24 protein-coding genes and 2 tRNA genes are annotated in these 24,520 nt (G+C 54.5%); 2 read left to right on the top strand and 24 right to left on the bottom strand.

All coding sequences use genetic code 11. The annotated features are described in order from the left end of the window. Positions 1 to 4: 4 nt before the first annotated feature. The 8 genes from NI21_RS0101705 to NI21_RS0101670 form a co-directional block, all read right to left on the bottom strand. Entirely contained in the window at positions 5 to 1,609 is a 1,605-nt protein-coding gene (locus NI21_RS0101705) for a response regulator (RefSeq protein WP_033124513.1), read from the bottom strand. Positions 1,610 to 1,682: 73 nt separating this feature from the next. Further along, positions 1,683 to 2,603 carry a homoserine O-succinyltransferase gene (gene metA / locus NI21_RS0101700; protein WP_033124512.1) on the bottom strand — a complete coding sequence of 307 codons (921 nt, stop codon included), beginning with the start codon at positions 2,601 to 2,603 and terminating at the stop codon, positions 1,683 to 1,685. A gap of 75 nt (positions 2,604 to 2,678) precedes the next feature. After that, entirely contained in the window at positions 2,679 to 4,034 is a 1,356-nt protein-coding gene (locus NI21_RS0101695; RefSeq protein WP_052083794.1) for an AI-2E family transporter, read from the bottom strand. Positions 4,035 to 4,245: 211 nt separating this feature from the next. Then, positions 4,246 to 4,626 (bottom strand): DUF1540 domain-containing protein, encoded by a 381-nt coding sequence (locus NI21_RS0101690; RefSeq protein ID WP_033124511.1) that lies wholly within the window; start codon positions 4,624 to 4,626, stop codon positions 4,246 to 4,248. A gap of 69 nt (positions 4,627 to 4,695) precedes the next feature. After that, on the bottom strand, positions 4,696 to 5,139 hold the full coding sequence (locus NI21_RS0101685) for a thioesterase family protein (protein WP_033124510.1): 444 nt from the start codon (positions 5,137 to 5,139) through the stop codon (positions 4,696 to 4,698). Then, positions 5,136 to 5,999 carry an aldo/keto reductase gene (locus NI21_RS0101680; protein ID WP_033124630.1) on the bottom strand — a complete coding sequence of 288 codons (864 nt, stop codon included), beginning with the start codon at positions 5,997 to 5,999 and terminating at the stop codon, positions 5,136 to 5,138. Before NI21_RS0101680 ends, NI21_RS0101685 begins: the two co-directional genes overlap by 4 nt. 11 nt (positions 6,000 to 6,010) lie before the next feature. Continuing rightward, positions 6,011 to 6,724, bottom strand: coding sequence for a YdcF family protein (locus tag NI21_RS0101675; protein ID WP_033124509.1), 714 nt, complete (start codon positions 6,722 to 6,724; stop codon positions 6,011 to 6,013). Position 6,725: 1 nt separating this feature from the next. Continuing rightward, positions 6,726 to 7,229 carry an SEC-C metal-binding domain-containing protein gene (locus NI21_RS0101670; RefSeq protein ID WP_033124508.1) on the bottom strand — a complete coding sequence of 168 codons (504 nt, stop codon included), beginning with the start codon at positions 7,227 to 7,229 and terminating at the stop codon, positions 6,726 to 6,728. 199 nt (positions 7,230 to 7,428) lie between these two features. On the opposite strand from NI21_RS0101670, the gene NI21_RS16965 reads away from it, so the two are divergent. Continuing rightward, positions 7,429 to 7,707, top strand: coding sequence for a hypothetical protein (locus NI21_RS16965; RefSeq protein ID WP_242842793.1), 279 nt, complete (start codon positions 7,429 to 7,431; stop codon positions 7,705 to 7,707). On the opposite strand, the gene NI21_RS16840 is transcribed toward NI21_RS16965, so the two are convergent. The 4 genes from NI21_RS16840 to cls form a co-directional block, all read right to left on the bottom strand. After that, entirely contained in the window at positions 7,698 to 7,853 is a 156-nt protein-coding gene (locus tag NI21_RS16840; protein ID WP_171031481.1) for a hypothetical protein, read from the bottom strand. The genes NI21_RS16965 and NI21_RS16840 overlap by 10 nt on opposite strands. Positions 7,854 to 8,035: 182 nt before the next feature. Continuing rightward, positions 8,036 to 9,565, bottom strand: a complete 1,530-nt coding sequence (locus NI21_RS0101660) for a sodium:solute symporter (RefSeq protein WP_033124507.1) — start codon at positions 9,563 to 9,565, stop codon at positions 8,036 to 8,038. Between the two features lie 180 nt (positions 9,566 to 9,745). Next, on the bottom strand, positions 9,746 to 11,026 hold the full coding sequence (locus NI21_RS0101655; protein ID WP_033124506.1) for an adenylosuccinate synthase: 1,281 nt from the start codon (positions 11,024 to 11,026) through the stop codon (positions 9,746 to 9,748). A 115-nt stretch (positions 11,027 to 11,141) separates the two neighbouring features. Beyond that, positions 11,142 to 12,701 (bottom strand): cardiolipin synthase, encoded by a 1,560-nt coding sequence (gene cls, locus NI21_RS0101650; protein WP_033124505.1) that lies wholly within the window; start codon positions 12,699 to 12,701, stop codon positions 11,142 to 11,144. Positions 12,702 to 12,876: 175 nt separating this feature from the next. On the opposite strand from cls, the gene NI21_RS0101645 reads away from it, so the two are divergent. Beyond that, complete coding sequence (locus NI21_RS0101645; protein WP_033124504.1) at positions 12,877 to 13,155, top strand: hypothetical protein; 279 nt, start codon at positions 12,877 to 12,879, stop codon at positions 13,153 to 13,155. Positions 13,156 to 13,272: 117 nt separating this feature from the next. Here the strand turns inward: NI21_RS0101645 and NI21_RS0101640 are convergent, their stop codons facing one another. The 12 genes from NI21_RS0101640 to epsC all read right to left on the bottom strand — a co-directional run bounded on the left by NI21_RS0101640 (position 13,273) and on the right by epsC (position 24,156). Beyond that, a complete protein-coding gene (locus NI21_RS0101640) occupies positions 13,273 to 14,682 on the bottom strand; it encodes a PLP-dependent aminotransferase family protein (protein ID WP_033124503.1) in 1,410 nt (469 codons plus the stop codon). Between the two features lie 7 nt (positions 14,683 to 14,689). Beyond that, entirely contained in the window at positions 14,690 to 16,357 is a 1,668-nt protein-coding gene (locus tag NI21_RS0101635) for a glutamine--tRNA ligase/YqeY domain fusion protein (RefSeq protein WP_033124502.1), read from the bottom strand. A gap of 103 nt (positions 16,358 to 16,460) precedes the next feature. Next, positions 16,461 to 17,954 carry a polysaccharide deacetylase family protein gene (locus tag NI21_RS0101630; protein ID WP_242842792.1) on the bottom strand — a complete coding sequence of 498 codons (1,494 nt, stop codon included), beginning with the start codon at positions 17,952 to 17,954 and terminating at the stop codon, positions 16,461 to 16,463. A 128-nt stretch (positions 17,955 to 18,082) separates the two neighbouring features. Then, positions 18,083 to 18,155: transfer RNA gene (locus tag NI21_RS0101625), tRNA-Ala, on the bottom strand. A 33-nt stretch (positions 18,156 to 18,188) separates the two neighbouring features. Further along, positions 18,189 to 18,261, bottom strand: a tRNA-Thr gene (locus tag NI21_RS0101620). Continuing rightward, positions 18,244 to 18,426: a hypothetical protein gene (locus NI21_RS16240; protein WP_081957931.1), complete on the bottom strand. Its 183-nt coding sequence runs from the start codon at positions 18,424 to 18,426 to the stop codon at positions 18,244 to 18,246. The genes NI21_RS0101620 and NI21_RS16240 overlap by 18 nt, the downstream gene beginning before the upstream one ends. A gap of 4 nt (positions 18,427 to 18,430) precedes the next feature. Further along, positions 18,431 to 19,756, bottom strand: a complete 1,326-nt coding sequence (locus tag NI21_RS0101615) for a hemolysin family protein (protein WP_033124501.1) — start codon at positions 19,754 to 19,756, stop codon at positions 18,431 to 18,433. Positions 19,757 to 20,081: 325 nt separating this feature from the next. After that, complete coding sequence (locus NI21_RS0101610) at positions 20,082 to 20,708, bottom strand: sigma-70 family RNA polymerase sigma factor (protein ID WP_033124500.1); 627 nt, start codon at positions 20,706 to 20,708, stop codon at positions 20,082 to 20,084. 47 nt (positions 20,709 to 20,755) lie between these two features. Continuing rightward, entirely contained in the window at positions 20,756 to 21,511 is a 756-nt protein-coding gene (gene rlmB / locus NI21_RS0101605; RefSeq protein ID WP_033124499.1) for a 23S rRNA (guanosine(2251)-2'-O)-methyltransferase RlmB, read from the bottom strand. Next, positions 21,508 to 22,068, bottom strand: a complete 561-nt coding sequence (locus NI21_RS0101600; RefSeq protein ID WP_081957930.1) for a ribonuclease III domain-containing protein — start codon at positions 22,066 to 22,068, stop codon at positions 21,508 to 21,510. Before NI21_RS0101600 ends, rlmB begins: the two co-directional genes overlap by 4 nt. Next, the gene (gene cysS / locus NI21_RS0101595; protein ID WP_033124498.1) at positions 22,053 to 23,459 is read right to left on the bottom strand and encodes a cysteine--tRNA ligase; all 1,407 of its coding nucleotides are present in this window, start codon (positions 23,457 to 23,459) and stop codon (positions 22,053 to 22,055) included. Before cysS ends, NI21_RS0101600 begins: the two co-directional genes overlap by 16 nt. Further along, complete coding sequence (epsC, locus tag NI21_RS0101590; RefSeq protein ID WP_033124497.1) at positions 23,446 to 24,156, bottom strand: serine O-acetyltransferase EpsC; 711 nt, start codon at positions 24,154 to 24,156, stop codon at positions 23,446 to 23,448. The genes cysS and epsC overlap by 14 nt, the downstream gene beginning before the upstream one ends. Positions 24,157 to 24,520 lie beyond the last annotated feature (364 nt).

The following is a 24,520-nucleotide window of genomic DNA, read 5'->3' as shown; positions in this document are numbered from 1 at the left end:
CCTCCTACGAGTGCAGCTTACGGTAAAGAGCCGGCTTCACCCCGACTGTCTTGGTAAAAATCTGACTGAAATATCTGGAATCCTTATATCCCACACTCTCTGCGATCGCAGCGATCGTCTCATTTGTATCGCAGATCATTTCCTTGGCTTTCTCCATGCGGATATTGACAAGATATGCGCTGAAATTGATTCCTGTCTCTTTTTTGAAAAGTACGCTGAAATACACTGGATTAAGCCCGACAATATCAGCCAGGTCTTCCAGTACAATCTTCTCTCCGTAGTGCTCATCCACATACTGTTGTGCCTGTCTGATCGGTTTTGCAGACTCTGCTTCCATAGCCTCCCGGCTTGCGTCCAGGTACCCTCCAAGGCTCTCCTTCAGAAGACTTTTTAACGCCGGAATCGTATAGCAGTGCTGGCAGTTGGACTTCAGTCCTTTTCTGACACTTCTGGACTCATCGTGCTGCATATCGATATGTTCAAAGAAAAGAGTGATCAGAGCTTCAGCCAACTCATAGCATACGGAAAAATCCAGATCGTCTCTCAACATAAATTCACTGTACATCTGATTAATGCACTGTTCCAATTTCTCCCGGGAATAACTCTCGATACTTGTCAGTATATCATTTCTGTATCTGTCAATAAAATCAGCGGAATCTGTCTTTCGTCCGCGGGTAATGGACTCTGCGTAAATGATTCTGCCAACTCCCAGCTTGATCCTGTTTCCGACAGCCTGGTTCGCCTCACGTATAGAAAACCGGATCTCACTGAACTCCGTTCTCTCAGTTCCTACTCCTATCGTCACCTCATACTGTTCAAATCCCATCAGATATTCCTTAACGGATGAGAGGATATCGCTGATCCTGTTCCTGATCTCTTTTGTTTTGCTGCAGTCGTAGTTAAACAGACAGTAGATATGCAGATTTTCCTTCTCGCAGATCAGCACTTCCTCCGCCTCTGTCTGAAGGATACTTTCCACCGAAGAGGTGATTCTCTCAACAGTCAGTTTATCCTGCTTTTTATCATGCTTATTGTAATCCACGTAGTCCAGCTTAATATCAATCCCCCTGTAGATCTCTCCCTCCAGAGGCACCCGCATATCTTCCGGCTGGATTTCGTCTTCCTGCTCAATAATATTTTTCAGGAAATCTCTCTTAATGATCTGACGACTCTCAGAAACCGCTTCCCTCATCTCCATCTGTTCTATGGACTGCTGATATTTCTCCATAAGCTCTGTGTGAAGCTTTTTCATCACCTTATTGAGCTCGTTCTCATTGATCGGCTTCAACAGATAATCGTCTACGCCATACTGAAGTGCGCGATGCGCATACTCAAATTCCTTGTACCCGCTGATCACAATAAACTTCATCTCTTCATGCAGCTCTCTTGCCTTGCTGATCAGGTCAAGCCCATTCATTTTAGGCATACGGATGTCAGTGATGACAATATCAAGAGGCACTCTCTGTATGAGCTCAAAAGCGCTCTCACCGTTATCCACTACATCCACGCACTCCATATTGAATTCATCCCAGCGGATCAGATGCTTGATCAGCATCCCTATCCGAAATTCATCCTCAACAATTAAAACCTGCCATTTCCTCTTCTGCATTTTTTCTTCCTTCTCAATCGCAAAGATGTATCAGTTACGTTATCATCTGCTGGCCAACACCAAAAGTCTTCTCTTAAAACGGCGTCCCGATCATGTTGTAGGGCGTCACCTGATACACGTAATAATTCAGCCAGTTGGTGTACAGGTTGTTCCCGTGGGCCCGCCAGGTCAGGAGAGGCTTTTTCTGCGGGTCATCATCCGGATAGTAGTTCTCCGGCATCTCAATGGGCAACCCCTTGGCCAGGTCTCTTTTATACTCCCCGTCCAGGGTGACCCTGTCGTACTCCGGGTGCCCCATGACGAAGATCTGGCGTCCGTCCCGGGCCATGGACAGGAAAGCCCCCGCCTTCTCTGACTCCGCCAGGATGGTGATCCTGCCGTCCGCGCGGATCCTGTCCGCCGGCACGTCGGTGTGTCTGGAGTGGGGTGCCAGGAACACATCGTCAAATCCACGCACAAGGGGGATCTTCCGGTTCAGCACCCTGTGGCTGAAGACGCCGAACAGCTTCTTCTCCAGAGGCACCTTGTCGATCCCGTAGTGGTAGTAGAGGGCCGCCTGGGCTCCCCAGCACAGGTGGAGGGTGGAGGTCACATTGGTCTTGGTCCACTCCATGATCTCGGTCAGCTCCTCCCAGTAGTCCACCTCCTCAAAGGGCATCTGCTCCACCGGGGCGCCGGTGATGATAAAGCCGTCGAATTTCTGATCCTTTACCTCCTTAAAGGGCAGATAAAACTTGTTCAGATGGCTGGTGGACGTGTTCTTGGACTCATGGCTGGACACATTGATGAACACCACATCAATCTGAAGGGGTGTGTTGGACATGGACCGCAGGATCTGCAGCTCCGTGTCCTCCTTCAGCGGCATCAGGTTCAGAAGCCCGATGCGGATGGGCCGGATGTCCTGATGGGTAGCCCGGTGCTCATCCATCACAAAGATATTCTCCTGCTCCAGTATCTCTTTTACCGGAAGATCGTTCTGTACTCGAATTGGCATAGTCTTTTCTCCTTTATCCTCTCTGAATTCTTCTATATATTCACTCTGTTATCTCGCTGTCCTGGCTCTGTTGACTCACTTCTGGTCCTGCCTGCCGTTTTCCGGCTCGCTGCCCTGCCCATCGCGGGTATCGCCGGCATCTCCGCCGCCCACGTAGGAGCCGCTGTCATCCACATAGCTCAGCTCGTCATAAAAGTCCGACTGAGTAGGGAGATTTTTATTCTCCAGCCGTCTGTTGACGATTGTCTGGACAATATAGTAGATCACCGCAAAGGTGGGCACCCCCATGAGCATCCCCGGGAACCCGAAAAGCCCTCCTCCCAGGAGGATGGAAAAGATAACCCAGAAGGCGGAAAGCCCTGTGCTGTTTCCGAGGATCTTAGGCCCGATGAAATTGCCGTCCAGCTGCTGCAGGAGGAAGATAAAGATAACAAAGTATACGCCCTTCAGCGGATCGGCCAGCATGATCAGGACAGCCGAGGGGATCGCCCCTATGTAGGGTCCGAAGAAGGGGATCACATTGGTCACTCCCACGATCACGCTGACCAGCATGACGTAGGGCATCCTCAGTATGGAAATGCCGATAAAACAGAGCACGCCGATAATGGCGGAGTCGATGATCTTTCCGATGATAAAGCCGCCGAATATCTCGTTGCTCTTCCTGGTCAGATGGAGGATGGCGTTGGCGTTCCTGGTGGAAAACACCGCGTAGACTGTCTTCTTTGTCTGGGAGACAAACTTCTCCTTGCTGAACAGCACATACACGGACACGATGACGCCGATCAGAGCGTTGAACACCTCGCTGAGGAAGCTGATCACGCCCTCCGTCAGGCTGGCCATCAGGTCGTTGATCCGGGCCAGCAGATCCGTGCGAAGCCAGTTCTGCAGCATATCCGTCCCCTCGCTGAGAGCCCGCTTTACGATATCGCCTATGGCAGAGTCATTCGCGTAGAACCTGTTGAACTCCCGTCCCAGGCTGTTCAGCTGCCCCGGCAGCGTCATCACCAGATCCCGGATACTCTTGTACAGCTCCGGTATCAGCATGTTGATCAGGGCAGTGATCAGGAAGAAGAGGAACACGACAGCCAGGGCGATCCCGGCCGCCCGTGAGAGCTTCTTTGCCTTTGTCTCGTTTTTCATCTTATTTTTCAGCGCCGGTCCGAGATGCCGGTCCACCTGCTTCACAATGGGGTTCAGCAGGTAGGCGATGATAAGCCCGTACAAAATGGGCTTCAGCACATCCACCACAGTCCAGAGCACATCTGTCAGATTGGTGGCCCGCAGCAGGGCAAAATAAAACATAATTCCTGCTGCCACCACGATAAAATATGTAAGTCCCCGGCCAAACTGCTGGCGGATCCAGGAGGTTCCTCTCCCGCTCCTTGGCCTGTCCTTATTCTCTTTTTTTGTTTCCCTCTCCGTCTCGGTCATATCTATCATTTCCTTTTCATTCTGCGCATATAAACTATTATAGCAATGCCCATCTGAAAAAGCAACGCAGAAAGGAACAGCAGGCATGCAAAGGACATACAGAGAGGAAGGACAGCGCATATGCCAATACATATGCCGTCCTTCCTCTCTTTTTCATGATAGGAAGATTATTCCGTGCTCTCCAGCCGCTCTCGCGCTGCCCGCTCTAGTCTCAGCAGGTAAATGTGGCGCACTCTGTCTGGCTGCTCTGACAGGCATTTCCGCCCTCCACACTGATCTTTCCCGCGTTGCAGTGACAGTTGTCATTGTACTTGCACTGGACTGCCTGACAGTCCACACAGCTGCAGGCGGATGCGCTGCCTGTGCTGTTTCCCATTCCCATGCCGGCGGCGCCGCTGTAGGAATTACTCTGGGAATTGCTGTAGGAGCCTCCGAAGGAATTGGTCTGGGCGCCTCCTCTTTCCTGGAAGCTGTCGCAGCTTGTCTCCTCCGCTCTCTGGGCAGAATTGCCTCCCACCTGGATCTTGTCCAGCGTACAGTAATAGTTCTGGTTGTGCATGCAGGTCTGTACAGTACATTTTAATTCTGGCATTGATACTACCTCCTTTATCTGTTTATCAGAGATAGTATCTGCACTTTTTTTGAAAAATATTCTTCTTTTTTACTCTGGCTTCTGCTTCCCCTGCTCCATCATCTCCACAAAGAGAGCGTGGATATCCGGGTAATCCTTTTTCAGGGACACGGGACGCCCCTTCTCATTTAGAAAGCAGTGCTTTGTCAGCCCCCGGCAGTGGACCATGCCGTTCTTCTCATCTGTCACCTCGTACTCCAGCGTCAGCTTGATGCCGTTGTACTCCTTCATCCTGGTCTGTATGGACACGATGTCCCCGAAGTGGACCATCCGCAGATAGTCCGCCTCCACTCCCAGGACCGGACTTCCTATGCCCAGGGCCTCCATTCTGTCATATCCCATCCCCATCTGCTCCAGAAGGTCTGTCCTGGCCTCCTCGAACCAGCGAATGTAGTTGGAGTGGTGGACGATCCCCATCTGGTCTGTCTCGTAATACTGCACTTTGTGTCTGTATTCCTGTATCTCTCTCATCATTTTTCCGGCCTCCTCACAGATCCGGCGTCCGGGTGCAGTCCCGACCAGCCGGTCTGGGGCATAGTCCCCAGCCTGTACATGTCTTCTTCCGTGATCTCAAATCCGAACACATCCTGGTTCTGCTTCATCCTCTCCATGGCGGAGGACTTGGGAAGGGGCACGATCCCCCGCTGGATAGCGTAGCGGATACACAGCTGGGCCACGGACACGCCGTACTGCCCGGCCATTTCCTGGAGCATCTCATTATCCAGGAGGGCCCGCCTGCCGATGGGGCTCCAGGCCTGCACCAGAATGTCCTTCTCCTGGCAGTACCTAACTGTCATCTCCTGGGTGTAGCCGGGATGGAACTCGATCTGGTCCACCGCCGGGCGGACGCGGCAGTCCTCCAGCAGATTTTCAATGTGATGGGGGAGGAAATTGCTGACGCCGATTGCCTTCACCTTTCCCTCCTCGTACAGCTCCTCCAGCCCCCTCCATGTCTCTTTGTCCAGCTGTTTCCAGTTACTGTAGCCCTCCTCCGGCAGGGGCCAGTGGATCAGGTAGAGATCCAGGTAATCGGTCTTAAGCGCCTCCAGAGACTGCCGGAAGGCCTCCTTTACATTTTCGTAACCCATCTGGGTCTTCCAGGCCTTGGACGTGATGAAGAACTCTTCTCTTGGGACGCCGCTTCTGCGTATAGCCTCCGCCAGATACTCCTCTGTCCCGTAGAAGGAGGCCGTGTCAAAATACCGGTATCCCGCCTCGATGGCCATCTGGATGATGTCTGCGCTCTTTCCGTCCGCCGCCTTGTAGGTGCCGTAACCAAGGCAGGGATTTTTCACTCCATTGTTCAAAGTGTAGCAGTCGTACATATTTTTCATATTTTTCTCCTTTATCTGCAAATCCACATTTTCCAGACCGCGAAAAATTCTCTTGTCATGTAGTTCAAAAACAGCACCGGGCCGCTGGGCGCCGGTATGGCCCGGGGATTTTGGTATCCTGTTCTCCTGGCATACTCCTTTGCCCTGTACATGTGAAAGCTGTTGGTCACGATCCCCACCGGCGCTGTCCGGTCCGGTATGAGCGGGCTGGAAAAGGCAAAATTCTCCCTGGTGGACGTGGATCGCTCCTCCAGAATGAGCCTTGCCTGGCTGATCCCTCTTGCCCGCATGTACTCTCCCATGGCTCTGGCCTCGCTGACAGCCTCCTCCCTGCCCTGTCCGCCGGACAGGACAGCCATCGTCCCCGGATGCTCTTCCAGGTAGGAAATGGCTGTATCCAGGCGCCGGCGCAGGGAGACAGTCACCTCTGTCCCCCGGATCTGGGCACCCAGGACAATGATAAAGGGGCAGTCCGTCTCCCGGTCCGGGCGCATCCCCCGGAGGATCCTGAGCTCCACCAGCACAAATACAAAAAGGGCAATGGAAAAAGAACTCTCCACTGCCAGTCTAAGCCAGCGGGGGCCTGCAATGACGGCCGCATGCCCGAGAAGGCACGCCGCCCCGGCCCCGGGCCAGAACCCGGCAAAGGTAGAATTCCATTTTCCCATCGCCTTACAGATGATCAGATAATAGGCCAGACAGAAAACCGCTGCTGCCAGTATCATCTTATCTTCCGCAGCAGTGCTTGTATTTCTTTCCGCTTCCGCAGGGGCAGGGATCGTTGCGCCCTATCTTCTTCGGCTTGCGGATCGTGCCTGACTCTTTCTGCTCCTTGTAGAGGGCCTTTCTCTCCTCCTCAGTGAAAATGTTGTCCCACTGGGGAAGATTGTAAAGCCAGTCAGCCTTGGCAGCCACCATGTTCTTATATAACAGAGCTTTGTCATACACAAGGTTTACCTGTGTGTCCTCATCCATGGTTTCAATAGGGTTAGGCACCTTCAGACTCTCGTCAATGCCGTCCAGAAAGCCTACCATAGTCATGACGCTGTGTCCAAATCTCTCCGCCAGCTCCTTGACTGTGCCGCGGACCTCCTCGTCCGGATTGGAGAGCAGCTTCTCATAGATTTCCTTCTCAATCTGGAAATAGGAAGCCCAGAACTTCTGAAGCTGGCCTCTGTCTGCCTTCTCATTGTAAGCGGTAGCCCGCCACTGTTCCAGTAATGTACTCATTTTTATACTCCTTTGTGCTCCTGCCTGTGCAGGTTTTTTTCTGTGCAAGCCCTATTATATACTATTTTCCACGATTTTCAAAGAGGATGGGTTTGATTTTTTAGCTGTTTCCCGATATAATGATGCCAGGATTGTGAAAGCCCGCAGCACGGAACAATCCGTGGACATCGTAAATATGTTTCTGAAAGGAGCCCCTTCCATGGAAAAGATCAGACGGATCCTGGCGGCCTGCGCAGCCCTGCTGCTCCTCGTCATGTACGGCAGCACCCTGTTCTTCGCAGTCACTGACCATTCACAGACAATGGGCCTTCTGAAAGCCTCCATCGTCTGCACCTTTGTCATCCCCGTCCTTCTGTACGCCTACACTCTGGTGTACAAAAATATTCAAAACAGCCGCCCGCCCTCCGGCGAGGAGAGCTCCCCCGAAAATGCGGGGAAGGCTGCAGAAGCGTCTGACCCCGGACAGGATCAGACGTAGAGTCCGGCCCACATCCAGGCCGGGCTTTTTTCCTTCTCCCGGCTCCGTCTGCGCTGCTGTGCCTCCTTTATCTTCTGTCTCTTACTCAAGTATTCTTCCATGGAAATCGCTTCCTGGCTGATGTCTTTTCTCTCGCTGTTTCTCATGATGCATACCTCCACTTCTACTTATTTATACTCCATACTCCGTTTTCCCGGCTTTATTATTATATTGCCGGCTTTCTGTTTTTATGACTTTTTTCTTCTATGCTGCTACTATACTCCGCAAATGTGTCTTCTGTATGGAGAGAACCTAAAATAAAAGTAAGGAATTTCTTAAAAAAGTATTGTCACTGCTCCTCCAGGGAATGCTTTTTCCTGATCACTACCGTCTCATCGTAGCAGGCAAATATCTTCTCAATATGCTCCTTTTCAGGTGCCGGCGTCAGAAGGCTCACAATTGGCACGATGATCATTCCCGCCACCATGGCCAGAGCGCCTGCGTTGATGGGGGAGGCGATATATCCTATGAACATGTTGGACACGGTGATGCCCACGCCGGCGATGAAGCTGGCCCACACGGCCGCCCTTGTGGTCCGCTTCCAGTACAGGCCGTACAGGAAGGGAGCCAGGAATGCCCCTGCCAGAGCGCCCCAGGAAATGCCCATAAGCTGCGCGATGAAGGCCGGCGGGTCCAGAGCCAGCACAACAGACAAGAGGATAAAGAACACGATCAACAGCTGCATCACAATGATCTGCTTTTTCTCGCTCATCTTCTTCATCACTGTATCCTTCAGGAAATCCAGCGTCAGGGTGGAGCTGGATGTGAGGACAAGGGAGGACAGGGTTGACATGGACGCCGACAGCACCAGGATCACCACAATGCCCACCAGAATGTCCGGAAGTCCCGACAGCATAAAGGGAATGATGCTGTCGTACACCACGGAGCCGTCCGCCCCGTAGATCTCCGGGGAGTCAAAGAGTCTGCCAAAGCCGCCCAGGAAGTAGCATCCTCCGGACACCACAATGGCAAACACAGTGGAGATGATGGTTCCCGTCTGAACCGACTTCTCATCCCGGATGGTGTAGAATTTGTGGATCATCTGGGGCAGTCCCCAGGTTCCAAGGGAAGTCAGGATGATCACTCCCAGCAGGTTTAAGGGATCCGGGCCGAAGAAGGATGTGAAGGCTCCGGGCTGCCCCATTGTCACCTCCACGTCGCTGGGGATCCGGGCCATCTTACCTACGGCCTCCATGAAGCCTCCCTGGCCTGAGAGCACCGCCGCGATGACCGCCACAATGCCCGCCAGCATGATGATGCCCTGGATAAAGTCATTGATGGCTGTGGCCATGTATCCGCCCAGTATCACGTACACGGCCGTGATCACCGCCATGAGGATCACGCACCACTCATAGGGAATGTTGAAGGCCATCCCGAAGAGCCTGGAAAGTCCATTGTAGATGGACGCTGTGTAGGGCACAAGGAAAATGAACACGATGGCTGACGCCGCGATCTTCAGCCACCGGCTTCCATACCTCTCCCCGAAGAAATCAGGCATGGTCCTGGAGCTCAGGTGCTGGCTCATGACGCGGGTTCTCCTTCCAAGGACAACCCAGGCGAGAAGACTGCCGATAACCGCGTTCCCAATTCCGATCCAGGTGGAGGCAAGGCCGTATTTCCACCCGAACTGCCCTGCATATCCCACAAAGACGACCGCTGAGAAATAGGAGGTTCCGTAGGCGAATGCTGTCAGCCACGGCCCCACTGACCGTCCTCCCAGCACAAATCCGTCTACACTGCCCGCATGTCTCCTGGCATAGATCCCCACTGCCACCATGACAATAAAAAATAACAGCAGGATCGTAAGCTTGATGATCATTTTTGTTTCCTCCTTTTCTCTGCTTTTTTCTTCGTCGCTTTAAACCGCAACGCTTTAACGTGTTAAATTATTTCTCTAAAAGAATACCACAGCCCGGGCTGTCCTGTCAACACAAAATGTACAACGAAAACAGGCGGCATAGCCTGTCAGCCATGCCGCCCGAAGGGGATCAAGATCAAACTATTTATTTCTGTAGATAATGTCTCTTCTTCCCGGTCCGTTGGAGATCATTGTGATGGGGTAGCCGATCTCCCTCTCGATGAACTCAATGTAGTTCCTGCAGTTCTCCGGAAGGTCCTCGTACTTCTTAATGCCCCGGATATCGCACTTCCAGCCGGGGAGAGTCTTGAGGACCGGCTTTGCCTTCTCCAAAAGATGGGTGGTGGGGAACTCTGTCGTCACTTCCCCGTCGATCTCGTAGCCCACACAGACAGGGATCTCATCCAGATAACCAAGCACATCCAGCACTGTGAAGGCCACGTCTGTAGTTCCCTGCAGTCTGCAGCCGTACTTGGAGGCTACACAGTCGAACCAGCCCATACGTCTCGGGCGTCCTGTGGTGGCGCCGAACTCGCCGCCGTCTCCTCCCCTGCGCCTCAGCTCGTCCGCCTCCTCGCCGAAGATCTCGCTGACAAAGGCGCCGGCGCCGACAGCGCTGGAGTAGGCCTTGCAGACAGTGATGATCTGCTTGATCTCATAGGGCGGGATACCGGCCCCGATGGCGCCGTAGCCTGCCAGAGTGGAGGAGGATGTGACCATGGGGTAAATGCCGTGGTCCGGATCCTTCAGGGAGCCGAGCTGGCCCTCCAGCAGGATCTCCTTGCCCTCCTTGAGAGCGTTGTAAAGGTAGAGTGATACATTGCACACATAGGGCTCGATCATCTCTTTGTACTCTTTCAGTTCTCTATAAAGGTCAGCAGGATCGATCAATGGTTTATGGTACAGATGCTCCAGCAGCACGTTCTTCTGCTCTGCCACCCGGACAGTCTTCTCCTTGAGCAGCTCATCGTCAAAGAGCTCGCTTACCTGGAAGCCGATCTTTGCGTATTTGTCTGAGTAGAAGGGCGCGATACCGGATTTCGTGGACCCGAAGGACTTTCCTCCCAGTCTCTCCTCCTCGTAGGCGTCAAAATTCTTGTGGTAGGACATCACGATCTGCGCTCTGTCTGACACAAGGATCTTCGGCATGGGCACCCCTTTCTCCACGATGGACTGGATCTCTCCGAAAAGTCTGGGAATATCCAGCGCAACCCCGTTGCCGATAATACTTGTGGTGTGACTGTAAAACACGCCGGAAGGCAGTGTGTGAAGTGCAAATTTACCGTAATCATTTATGATGGTGTGTCCCGCGTTGGCACCGCCCTGGAAACGGACGATTATATCCGCGTTCTCCCCCAGCATGTCGGTAATCTTGCCCTTACCTTCATCGCCCCAGTTCGCACCTACTACTGCTTTTACCATTATCCATTCCTCCTGTGTATCATTTACATTCATGGCTCACAAACAGCCATATGCATTATACTATATTTTTCTCCTGTTGTACAACACTTATTTCCCAACGGGCCTGCTTTGCCGGCTACATGAGAGGAGCAACCAGTCTGAGCACCTGCCCTGCTATCTTGGAGAACAGGCTCCTGTTTCTCAGCTCCACAAGACTGACCTTGTGGCACTTCATGAGTGTCTCCTGAAAATCTCTCTCCACCCGGTCCACCACGGAATTGTTGTATATGAACACGCCGCACTCAAAATGCAGGTAGAGACTCCTGTAGTCCAGGTTGATGGTACCCACCGTGGCCGTGTCATCGTCTGACACAAAGACCTTGGCGTGGACAAAGCCCGGCTTGTACTCGTAGATCTGGACCCCCGCCCGGATGAGCTCCCTGTAGTAGGTCTTGGCCACCACAAAGGCGTACCACTTGTCCGGAATGTGAGGCATGATGATGATGACCTCGATGCCGCTCTTGGCCGCCCTTGTCAGGGTAGTGATCATCTCATTGTCCAGTATGAGGTAGGGGGTCATAATGTGCACGTACTTCTTCGCATGGTTCAGGATGTGGAAGTACACCTCCTCCCCCACATTTTCATCGTCAAACGGGCTGTCCCCGTAGGGGAGCACGTACCCCAGCTCTCTTCGCAGCCCCTGCCGCCTTGGAGTCAGGTAATGCCCGTAGTGCTCCTCCTCCTTCTCGTCCACGTTCCACATCTGGAGGAACAGCATGGTCAGGCTCTGGACCGCGTCCCCCTTCAGCATGACAGCCGTGTCCTTCCAGTGGCCGAACCGCTCCTTCCGGTTGATGTACTCGTCCCCCAGATTGATGCCTCCCGTAAAGCCCACCCGGCCGTCAATGACGCAGATCTTCCGGTGGTCCCTGTTGTTCTGCACGGTGGACAAAAAGGGCTTGATAGGGTTCATCATCTTGCACCGGATGCCCTTTCGCTCCAGCTCCTGGGGATAGTCGTAGGGCAGGTTGGAGATGGCGCAGGTGCCGTCGTACATGAAGCGCACCTCCACCCCCTCCCTTGCCTTCTGCACAAGGATCTTAAGGATGGTGTCCCACATGTAGCCCTTCTCCACGATAAAATATTCCATGAAAATGTATTTGCGGGCTTTTTTCAGCTCAGGGACAAGGGCCTCAAATTTGTCCTCCCCCAGCGGAAAGTATGTCACCTCCGTGTTCCGGTATGTGGGAAATCCCATGTGATGGGCCAGGTAGTAGGCCAGATTCGCATTGGACGGCTTGCTGGCCCGCAGCGCGTCCACCACGTCCATGTCCTGCATCATGTAGGGATCTGTCTCTATCTTCAGGGTGGCCAGCCGCTTTCCCATCCACCGGGCGCCCACCTGTGTCTTTACATATATATAGAACAGTGTGCCCACCGCGGGAAACGCCATGACGCAGAGCATCCACGTCATCTTAAAGGCAGGGTTTCCCTCCGCGTTGATAATATAGATCAGCACGACAACACCCATTACTCTGAGAATTCCGTTTATAAAAAGCGCGTACGACTGCAGCAGATTTGTTGTCACCACAAAAATTCCAAGCTGTATCAGGATCAGAAGAAGAATAAATCCTGTACGGCTGAATATGATCCTGGAAAGCCCTGACCGCGCCTTTCCCGGTTCGTTTTTTCCCATAAAGTCCTCCTTATCTTGTCTGACGCAATATAGTGTAACACACTTTCCCGGCCTCTACAACCGGACCTGTGCCCGGAATTTCGCCAGTATTTGCATGTTTCCCCTTTCTTTTTTTGTTCAAAAGTATTACAATGTATCATAACATACACGCAGTCTGCAGAAAGGAGTCATGAATATGTCTAAATGGATAAAACGCGTGCTCGGTCTGGCCGCTGTGGGAAGCGCCGCTGCCGGACTTTACTATTATCTGAAAAAATCTTCTTCAGATACCACAGATGACGATATGGATGAGTTTGAGGATGAGGATTTTGACCTTGACAACGACCTGAAGCCGGTAGGCGACCGGGAGTACGTTCCCCTCAACACCCCTCCCAGGGAGGACAGCGAAGAGGATGCGCGGGAGCCTGCCGATAAAAAAGAAGAGGCCGGCAGCGAGGACAAAAAGGACGCATAAAAATCACGTGAAAATGAAGTTATGTAAAAAGCGGGAGCCTTCCCGGTGATCTGCAAGGATCATCCAGGGAGAGCTCCCGCTTTTATGTTTCATTTTCGGTTCGCGCTTCCCTTCTGTTCACACGTCCCGCTTCCATATCCCGCAGAGAATGTCGCAGGCCTCCTTGATCCGCTCCTCAGGCATGTTGGCATAGCCCAGAAGGATGACCGCCTCTCTGCCCGGCTCGCCCACGATGTAGTCTGACATGCCGTACACCCGGATCCCCCGGGCGGCCGCCTTCTCTATCAGCTCTCTCTCCGTCCTGCCGTCGTCAAAGTGAAGGAGAAGGTGTACTCCCGCGTTCTCCCCGGATATCCGGCATGTGTCCGCCAGGGGCTTCAGTCCCGCTATGAGCTGGTCGTGCCTGCCCCTGTACAGGGACCGTGTCTTGTTGAGATGGCGCTCATAGTACCCCTCCTCCAGGAAGCGGCACATGATGAGCTGATCCACCTTGGACACAGTGGAATTGATAAACCCCAGCTTTCTTTCGTACTCCACGCACAGGACTTCCGGGAGCACCATGTAGCTGAGACGGATGGCAGGGGCAATGGACTTGGAAAAGGTACCCAGGTATATGACCTTCCCCCTGGCGTCATAGCCCTGGAGCGCCGGAATCGGCTTCCCCTTGTAGCGGAATTCACTGTCATAGTCGTCCTCCACAATATATCTGCCTCTTTTCGCCTCCGCCCAGGCCAGCAGCTCCATCCGCCGGCGGATAGGCATGACGATCCCGGTGGGATACTGGTGGGAGGGCGTCACGTAGGCGATGTCCGCCCCCGACTCCTCCAGCAGCCGGGTGTCCATTCCCCGCCTGTCCATGCGGATGGGACAAACCCTGTAGGACTGGCTCCGGAAGAGCCGGTAGGCCTGCATGTAGGTAGGGTTCTCCACGGCGATGACATGATCTCTCCCAAGCAGGGAGCAAAGGAGCATGAGGAGGTAGTCGCTCCCGGCCCCCACGACCACCTGCCGGGGTGAGCAGTTCACTCCCCTGGCCTGGTAGAGATAGCTGCAGATCGCTCTGCGGAACTCGTACTCCCCCTGTGGCTCACCCAGCCGGAAGAGCTCTGTCCTGTCATCCAGCAGCACCTCCCTGGACAGCTTCCGCCAGATGTTGTAAGGAAAGCTGTTCAGATCTACCCCGTTGGGCGTAAAGTCAAAGCGGTATCTGAAAGACGGCTTCTTTTCCTCCCGCTTTTTTTCATCCCTGGCCGGGGCCGGCTCCAGATGCCACAGCTCCTCCACCTCTGCCACGAAGTATCCCCTGTATGGGACAGCCTCGATGTAGCCCTCTGAAAGAAGCTGCTCGTAGGCCATCTCCACTGTGCTCCTGCTGACCTCCAGGTGGCTGCACAGAGCCCGGGTGGAGGGCAGCTTCTCCCCACAGGAGATCCTGCCTGTCCTTATATTTTCTTTTATATACCTGTAAATCTGCTCGTACAGCGGCGTGCCGCTGTGAGGCGCAAGATGGATCGTCAGCTCGTTCATGGCACGGCTATTTAGGCAGCTTAAAGGAGCTCTTCAGGGACACGATCCTGTTGAACACGAGGGCATCCGGCCTTGAGTCCCTGGCATCAATGCAGAAATAGCCGTTTCTGACGAACTGGAAGCTGTCGTAGGCCTTTGCATCCTGGAAGCTGGGCTCCACAAAGCAGTTCTTCCGGATCTCCAGAGAGTTGGGGTTCAGGTTCAAAGAGCCGTCCTCCTTATTGTACACACCCTTCTCCTCATCGATCAGGTTCTCGTAGAGACGGATCTCTGCCTTCTGGGCACAGGAGACCGGAACCCAGTGAATGGTTCCCTTGACTTTCCTTCCTGTAAAGCCGGAGCCCGCCTTTGTCTCCGGGTCGTAGGTGGCATGTACCACGGTCACATTGCCCTCCTCGTCGGTCTCGTAGCCCACGCACTTCACAAAGTAGGCGTGCATCAGGCGCACCTCATTTCCCGGAAAGAGGCGGAAATATTTCTTCGGAGGCTCGATCATGAAATCATCCCGCTCAATGTACAGCTCTCTCTCAAAGGGAAGCTGTCTCATTCCCAGCTCCTCGTTCTCCAGGTTGTTAGCCACATCCAGGTATTCCTTCTCTCCCTCCGGGTAGTTGTCGATCACCAGCTTGATGGGATCCAGGACTGCCATCATGCGGGGGCGCTTCATCTTCAGGTCCTCCCGGATGCAGTACTCCAGCATGGCGTAATCCACAGAGCTCTGGCTCTTGGACACACCGCACATCTCCACGAACATCTTGATGGACTCGGGCGTAAAGCCTCTCCTTCTCAGAGCCGCGATGGACACAAGGCGGGGGTCATCCCAGCCGTCCACAATGCCCTCCTGCACCAGCTTCTTGATATAGCGCTTGCCTGTCACCACGTTGGTCAGGTACAGCTTGGCGAACTCGATCTGGCGGGGAGCCGGATCGAATTCACATTCCCTCACCACCCAGTCGTAGAGAGGCCTGTGATCCTCAAACTCCAGTGTGCAGATAGAGTGGGTAATCTTCTCCACCGCGTCCTCGATGGGGTGGGCAAAATCATACATGGGGTAAATGCACCATTTATCTCCCGTATTGTGGTGAGTCATATGGGCCACCCGGTAGATGATGGGATCCCGCATGTTGATATTGGGGGAGGCCATATCAATCTTGGCCCGCAGCACCTTCTCCCCGTCCTTGTACTCCCCGTTTTTCATAGCCTCGAAGAGGGCCAGGTTCTCCTCAACGGAGCGATCCCTGTAGGGACTGTTCTTGCCGGGCTCTGTGAGAGTTCCTCTGTATTCCCGTATCTCCTCCGGGCTCAGGTCGCAGACGTAGGCCTTTCCCTTCTTGATCAGCTTCACCGCGCACTCGTACATGATATCAAAATAGTCGGAGGCAAAATACAGATGCTCTCCGTAGTCAGCGCCCAGCCACTGCACATCCTCCTTGATGGACTCCACGAACTCCATATCCTCCTTGGTGGGGTTGGTATCGTCAAACCGCAGGTGGAAGGTGCCGCCGTACTTCTGCGCCAGCCCGTAGTTTAAGAGGATGGACTTGGCATGTCCGATGTGGAGGTACCCGTTCGGCTCCGGCGGGAACCTGGTACACACATTGTCGTACACTCCCTCTCTGAGATCTTTATCTATCTCCTGCTCAATAAAATTTTTGGAAACCACTTCTTCTCCCATGTCAACCTCCTGATAACAATAATTGATCTGGTCATGAAGAATATCTTACCATACTTCCCGGCAATCCACAAGCACAAGCCGCAAGGTCTGGCGGGAAACCAGGCTAAAAATCCGTGTAGCTCTTTCCGGACAGCAGAGCTGTGTTCTTTGCCGCCGCCATCTCTGACACGGTCACAAGCTGATAGCCCGCCTCCTGGAGCTTTGGTATAAGCTCCAGGGCCGCGTCCACAGACTCTGTATGTATGTCGTGCATCAGGATGATGTCGCCGTCATCCACAGAGCTCATGACCGTGTCTATCGTCTTCCTGGCGTCCCTTGTCTTCCAGTCCAGCGTGTCGATGCTCCACAGGATCATGGGCATCCCCACGTTCCCGGACACGGTGCTGTTGATGGCTCCGTAGGGAGGGCGCATGACCGTGGCCTGGGAGCCGGCGGCCGCCTGGATGTTGTCGTTTGTCCGCCGGATCTGGGAGGACACGCCCCCCGCGTCCAGCTTAGTCAGGTCCGGGTGGTCATAGGAGTGGTTCCCCAGCTCGCAGCCTGTGTCCTTCATCTGCTTTACCAGCTCCGGGTAAGAGGAGACCTTCTCCCCCAGCATGAAGAATGTGGCGTGGGCGCCGTACTTTTTCAGCTGATCCAGTATCTCCCCTGTCCTCTTCCCGGGGCCGTCGTCAAAGGTGAGGGCCACCATAGGACGGGACGGGTCCACCTGGCTCTCCTTCACGGAGAGAAATTTCCCGTCCCCGTCAAAGGAATAGAGGGAGAGGCCCATGTAGACGTCCCCCACAGCCATCTTCCCCTTCTGGTCAAAATAGTACCGGCTCCCCTCTATCTCCTGCCAGCCGGTGAGGGCCCGTCCGTCCGCCCCAAGGTAATACCTGCCGTCCTCCCCGTCCTTCCACTGGCCGGCCTCCATGGCGCCGCTGTCGTCAAAGAAATACCTGCCTCCGCCGATCTCCTGCCAGCCGGTTGCCATGTCCCCGGCAGAGTTAAAATAGTAGCTCTTCTTCTGCCAGGTGACAAAGCTGTCTGTGACCCATGAGCCGTCATACCGCTGAAATTTTCCGTCCTTCCACTGACCCACAGGGTTTTTGACCGTCAAGGTGCCGTCTTTTAGCTGGATCTGCACCTTCTTTTCCCAGTCTCCTCCCAGTTTTTTCTTCAGCTTCCCGCCAAGCTCGATCCGCACGGGGTAAGTCCCCTCCATGGACAGGTCCGCGTCGCACACAAGGGAAAAACCCTCTCCTCTCTCCAGCTGGCGCATCAGCTCCTCTGCCGTCCATTTCTTCTGTTTGTCCAGTCGGATCCTCTTATTGTACTTTTCCGTATCCGAAGTCACCTTTGCAAACAGAGGCGGCTGCTCCTCCCCCACATAGACCTCCTGGTCCGGGGCGGCGATCTGTATCCGGGCCTGCCGCCCAAAGCCGGACAGGACAAGGAGCGTTCCCGCGGCTCCGGCGCAGACAAGCAGGATGGCTGCGGCCACCAGCAGCCTGGCTGTGAGCCGTTTTCTCCTTCTTCTGCGCATCCGCTCCCCTGCCCCGGGTCTGCCATGTATCCGCCCTCTTGTCTCTCTGCTTTTCCCCTTCCTGTTCATTGTCCCTCTTCATCCTCCCCAGACATACTCTTTTCGACAGAGTATAACCTAATCCGACAGGATCCACAAGAAGGGCAATGAATACTTAAGAAATGTAAAGAAATTCTTAAATTTTCGCACAAAAAAAATGGAGCATACGGGACTTGAACCCGTGACCTCCACACTGCCAGTGTGGCGCGCTCCCAACTGCGCTAATGCCCCATTCAACAATATGAGTTCCATTATAAATGGAAAAGCTGCCTAGCGGACTTGAACCGCCGACCTCCGCCTTACCAAGGCGACGCTCTACCTACTGAGCCAAGGCAGCATATATTTCGTAAGCAACATGAACAATATACAATATAAAGCCGGACTTGTCAATGACTTTTTTGAAAATCTCTTTTTCTGTTTTCAGGCCCACGGGAGCATCTGCGGCTTTGCAGACGCTCCCGCGCTCCTGTCCCGTCTTCTCACCGGTCCTCTTTTCAGGCATCAGGCTATTTTCTCTCCTGCGTCTCCTCCTCCGGCTTTTCCTTTTTCCACACAATGGCTTCCTTGATGCGGTGGTTTTCCACGGCCAGAACCCGGATCTCCAGGTCGTCAGTGCCGCAGACAAAGGTCTCCCCGTCCTCCGGGATGCGGTCTATGACGCCGCAGACGTAGCCGCCAAAGGTGTCATAGTCCTGGGCGGGGAGTTCTACCTTCAGCTCCTCAGCCACATCCTCCACGTCCGCGCCTCCCTGGATGCGCCACTGGCCGTCGGCGATCTTCACGATGTCCTCCGGCTCCTCCTCGTCGTCCGGGTCATAGAGATCCCCCACCAGGGACTCCATCAGGTCGTGGAGGGTGATGATGCCGCTGACACCGCCGTACTCATCCACAAGCACAGCAAAATAGATGCGCTTCTTCTTCATGTTCTGGAACAGGGTGTTGGCCTTCATGGTCTCCGGCACAAAGTAGGCCTTCTCCACCGCATTTGCCATGACATTGTCCCTGCTCTTGTCCTCCAGGCGGAAATAGTCCTTCGTGTCCAGCACGCCCACTATGTCCTCCTGGTTCTCGTTGCAGACCGGATAGTGGGTGTGTCTGGTAGAGTGGATGAGGGTCTCCCACTCCTTCATGTCCTCGTCCAGGTACAGGCAGTCCATGTCCACCCTGTGGGTACAGATCTGCTCCACGGAGATGTCGTCAAACTCAAACACGTTGCGGATCATCTCGCTCTCCTCGCTGTCAATATTTCCCTGGGCATTTCCCTCCATGAGGAGCATCCGGATCTCCTCCTCCGTCACCTGCTCCTCCTCTTCCTCCGGGTTGATGTGCAGAAGCCGCAGCATGCCGTTGGTGGATTTGGTCAGCAGGAACACGATGGGCGCAAATACCTTGGACACCCCGTACAGAAGGCCGGACAGCAGAAGGGAGAGCTGCTCCGACTTCTTCATGGCGATCCGCTTGGGCACCAGCTCGCCGAACACGAGGCTGAAGTAGGCCAGTATGACTGTAATGACCACAAGGGCCACCGTTCTCACCACCCGCTCCGGCACAGCCACTCCCATGCTGATGATCCAGTCCGAGAGAGGGCCGGAAAAGCTGTCCGCCGCGAAGGCACTTCCCAGCTGTCCTGCCAGGGTGATGGCCACCTGGATGGTGGACAGGAACTTGGCGGGCTGCTCTGTCAGCGTGTACAGATGGCGTGCCCGGCGGTCTCCGTCCTCCGCCATTTTTTTCAGTTTCGTCTCGTTCATGGAGATCACGGCGATCTCCGCGCTTGCAAAGATCGCGTTCAGCGCGATCAGTACAACCTGTAAAATTAATGGTCCAACCATTTCTTTCTTAATCCTCCCGATCGATCATTAATGTAATGAATGTAATGTCATAAGTAATATCGCAAAAGGGTATAACCCACAGGCCCCGCGTCGTACCGGCGCGCGCCTGCAGGCTATACCCTTATCTATTCATGATATCACATGGATCATTCTCTTCCTGTGCCCACAAATCTGCCGCACACACTGTCATCTGAAAGCATGCACAGCTCTCAGTGTCACTGTCATCGTCCATGTATGTAATCACACCTTTCTTTTCTGCTTGTTCCCGGCATTTGTCAGATTTATACCGGATTGATAAATAAAATATCACACTTCCGGCTGTCTGTCAATCTTTCCCGTCCTCACTGCGCAGGATCTTCTGAGTTTTGGCCTTGATTCTCTGGAGGGCATTGTCCACAGTCTTGGGACTTTTGTCCAGCAGCCCCGCTATGGTCCGGTAGTCTGTCCCCAGAAGATGGAGGTAGAGCACCCTCCTCTCCAGGTCACTTAAAGCTCCCTCCAGCTCCTCCTCGATCCTCCTGGCATTGTCCTTGCTGAGGAAGGCCTGCTCCGGGTCGCTCTCCGTGCCGGCCTGGATGGTGTCCATCAGCTTGGCTCCCTCCCCCTCCTCCGGGTTCTCCCTCTCGTAGAGGGAGATGTAGGAATTTAAGGGGGTGTGCTTCTTCCTCCTGGACGCCTCTATGGCACTGTAGAGCTGCCTTCTGACACAGAGCCTGGCAAAGCTGTAAAAGGATGCCTCCTGGGTCGTGTCGTAGTCCTGGACGGCCTTGAAAAGGCCGATCATCCCCTCCTGGATGAGGTCATCGTTCTCTCCTCCCAGAAGGTACATGGCCTTGGCCTCCTTTTTGACCAGTCCCTTATATTTTTCCATCAGATAGTCCGTGATCGCCCGGTCCCCCTCCCGGAGCCTGCGTATCAGCTGCTCATCTGTCATCTGTTCATACTGAGGCATACTACCTTCCTTTCCGTCCCGCCAAAGCCTCCGGCCCTCTTCGCGCTCTAGCTCATCCTCTGGCGGACGATCTCGTAGGCCAAAACTCCCGCCGCCACCGACGCGTTCAGGGAGTCAATGTCCCCCTTCATGGGGATGGCTGCCGTAAAGTCACAGCTTTCCTTCACAAGGCGTCCCACGCCCTCCCCCTCGTTTCCGATGACAAGGCCGATGGGCCCCTTCAGATCCAGGTCATACATGAGCTCCCCGCCCATGTCGGCGCACACAAACCAGAGGCCTTCCTTCTTCAGCTCCTCCATGGTGCGGACCAGGTTGGTGACCTTGGCCACCGGCGTGTAGTTAATGGCTCCGGCGGAGGTGCGGGCCACTGTGGCCGTCAGCCCCACTGCCCGGCGCTTCGGGATAATGACCCCGTGGGCCCCGGCCAGGTTGGCTGTCCGGATGATGGCCCCCAGATTGTGGGGATCCTCCACATTGTCCAGGAGGATGAGGAAGGGGGCTTCCCCCCTGCTCCTTGCCAGCTTCAGCATATCCTCCACGCTGGCGTACTCCCATGCCGCGGCCTGGGCGATCACGCCCTGGTGATGTCCTGTCCCGGAGAGCTGGCCCAGTCTCTCCTTTGACACAAACTGGACGATAGTGTCGTGCTTTCTCGCCTCCCGCAGAATGGTCTGCACAGGGCCGTCCTTGCAGCCGTCCTGGACAAACAGCTTGTCAATGGTCTTCCCGGAGCGGAAGGCCTCAAGGACAGCGTTCCGCCCTTCGATCACAGTACTGTTTTTTTCTATCTCTCTGTCACTCATAGTTCATCCTCTTTATGGTTTTCGCGGACTTTGTCTTTACCGGGTACATCTTTACCGGGCACCTCTGCGCTTGGCACGTCTCCGCCGGCTTCGCCTGCCTCTTCCCCGGCCTCCAGGCTGTCAAGCCCGGCGCGGATCAGGGTGAGCATCCTCGCCCAGTCCCTTTTCAGGTAGAGATACCCCATAAGGGCCTCAAAGCCGGTGGCCCGCCTGTAATCTGTCACAGACTGGTTCTTGGCGGGGGACACGCTCTTGGCGTTCCTCCCCCTCTTGTAGACCCCGTGCTCCTCCTCTGTCAGGATCCCCTGCAGGGTGCGCATCATCCGGGACTGTGCGGACGCCTGCACAAGGGAGCTGGTCATCCTGTGGAGCTGGTTCACAGGGCGGTTCCCTTTGCTGACCACCAGCGTCTTGATGACCAGGTCATAGATGCTGTCGCCGATGTAGGCCAGGGTGAGAGGCGAATACTCCCGGATATCCGCCTCCTCCATCTGGAAGATCTCCCGCATATAGTCCTCAAACTGCCACTGTATCTTCTGTTCTACGCTCTTTTCCATTTTACTCCTTCACGTGTATCCTCAAGGATAATGCCCCTGGCTGCCAGCTCGTCTCTGATCTCATCCGCCCGGGCGAAATTCTTTGCCTTTCTGGCCGCCTGGCGCTCCTCGATGAGAGCCTCGATGTCCTCGTCCAGCATCTCTGTCTCCTTCACTACGATCAGCCCCAGCACATTGCAGAGCTTCTCCAGCACCTCCAGCAGCCCTTTCGCGTAAGCGGCGGAGCTGTCCTCGCCGGCAGTGGTGTTGCAGTATTTCACAAGGTCAAAGACGGCGGCAATGGCGTCCGCCGTGTTGAAATCGTCGTCCATGGCGGTCTCAAAGGCTTTTACATACTCCTCTGTCTTCGCCAGCGCCTCCTTCTCCTCCGGGGACATGTCGGCGGTCTTTGCGTTTTCACTCAGATACTTCAGGTTCTCCGCCGCGTTCACGATCCTGTCCAGACCATTCTTGGAGGCCTCCATCAGATCCGCGCTGAAGTTTAAGGGGCTCCTGTAGTGGGCGCTTAGCATGAAGAACCGGAGCACCTGCAGGTCGTACTGCTCGCTGATCTCCCGGACTGTGCGGAAGTTGCCAAGGGACTTGCTCATCTTGTGGTTGTCGATATTTAAGAACGCGTTGTGCATCCAGTATTTTGCGAATTCCTTTCCGTTTGCCGCCTCGCTCTGGGCGATCTCGTTCTCGTGATGGGGGAACACCAGATCCTCCCCGCCCGCGTGAATGTCGATCTGCTCTCCAAGGTATTTCTTTGACATGACAGAGCACTCAATGTGCCAGCCCGGGCGGCCGTCGCTCCAGGGTGACTCCCAGGAGGGCTCTCCCTCCTTCTTGGGCTTCCAGAGCACGAAATCCAGCGGGTCCTCCTTCTCGTCCTCGCCGCTCACCAGCAGGGTTCTGTTGCCGGAGCGCAGGTCGTCCAGATTTTTGTGGGACAGCTTGCCGTAGTCCTTGAACTGTCTTGTGCGGAAATAGACTGTTCCGTTCTTCTCATAGGCATACCCCTTGTCGATGAGCTGCTGGATCATCTCCACCATGCCGCAGATCTCCTCTGTGGCCAGGGGATTTTTTGTGGCGGGCTCAATGTTCATGCCCTCCATGTCCTTTTTGCACTCGGCGATGTATCTCTTGGAGATCTCGTCCGCGGACACGCCCTCCTCGATGGCCTTCTTGATGATCTTGTCGTCCACGTCCGTGAAATTGGACACAAAATTCACATCGTACCCCTTGTACTCAAAATATCTCCTGACCGTGTCAAACACGATCATAGGTCTGGCGTTTCCGATGTGTATCAGATTGTACACCGTGGGGCCGCAGACGTACATCCTGACCTTGCCCTCCTCCAGGGGTACAAACTCTTCCTTTTTCCTTGTCATTGTGTTAAACAGCTTCATGTTGCTCCTCCTTATCTTCTTCCATCTCTATGGAATTGTCTTTCATGCATTTCATGTGCTTTTCCAGCTCTCTTAATTCCTTCTTCAGGCGGATATTATCCTGCTGGAGCTCACGGATGTCGTTGCTCACCGGGTCAGGCAGATGCACCTGATCCATATCCTCCCTGGGAATTTTCTGGTCTCCCATCTTCACGATGCGTCCCGGGACTCCCACCACAGTGCAGTTAGGCGGCACCTCCTTGAGCACCACCGCCCCGGCGCCGATCTTGGAGTTCTCCCCGATGGTAAATGACCCCAGTATCTTGGCCCCGGCGCTGACCATCACATTGTCCTTCAGGGTGGGGTGTCTTTTCCCCTTCTCCTTGCCTGTGCCCCCCAGGGTCACACCCTGGTAGAGGGTCACGTTGTTTCCGATGATGGTGGTCTCGCCAATGATAACGCCTGTCCCGTGGTCGATAAAGAGCCCCCTGCCGATCCTGGCGCCGGGGTGGATCTCGATTCCCGTCTTCCTGGCCGCCCGCTGGGACACCCATCTGGCGAGAAAGTAATGCTTCTTCCGGTACAGCCTGTGGGCCACCCGGTAGCTTAAAATCACCTTAAAGCTCGGGTAGAGAAACACTTCCCAGTTGGACTTGATGGCCGGGTCTCTCTCCCGGATCACCTGTATCTCTTCCCGAATATATTTTACAAGTCCCATATCCTTCCTCCCTTTTCTGGTCTTTCCATGTCAGGGGCGCGCCGCCATGCCGCGGATCGGCCGGGGAGTCCAAAGGGACTTTCCAGGAGAATAAAAAAGTCTCTTACAATACATGTAAGAGACGAATGATGATCCGTGGTTCCACTCCTTTTGAAAGCACCCGCCTGCCTTGCGCACGCAGCTGCTCCCCGCTTTCCGGCTGATAACGCCCGCCCTCGCGTACCCGGCTAGTCAGCGCCGCACTCTTCTGAGCGCCCTCCTTTCGCCGGATCAACTCCCGGATGCACTTCATACGGATCTCGCCCGGAGCTGCTTTCAGCCGGTGACAGCTCCTCTCTGGTGGCTCCCTTCCATATTACTCTTT

The sequence above is a fragment of the Eubacterium sp. ER2 genome (assembly GCF_000765215.1).
Classification (GTDB): domain Bacteria; phylum Bacillota; class Clostridia; order Lachnospirales; family Lachnospiraceae; genus Claveliimonas; species Claveliimonas intestinigallinarum.
Note: the sequence above shows the minus strand (reverse complement) of the source record. Positions and strands in the feature narration are given on the sequence as shown.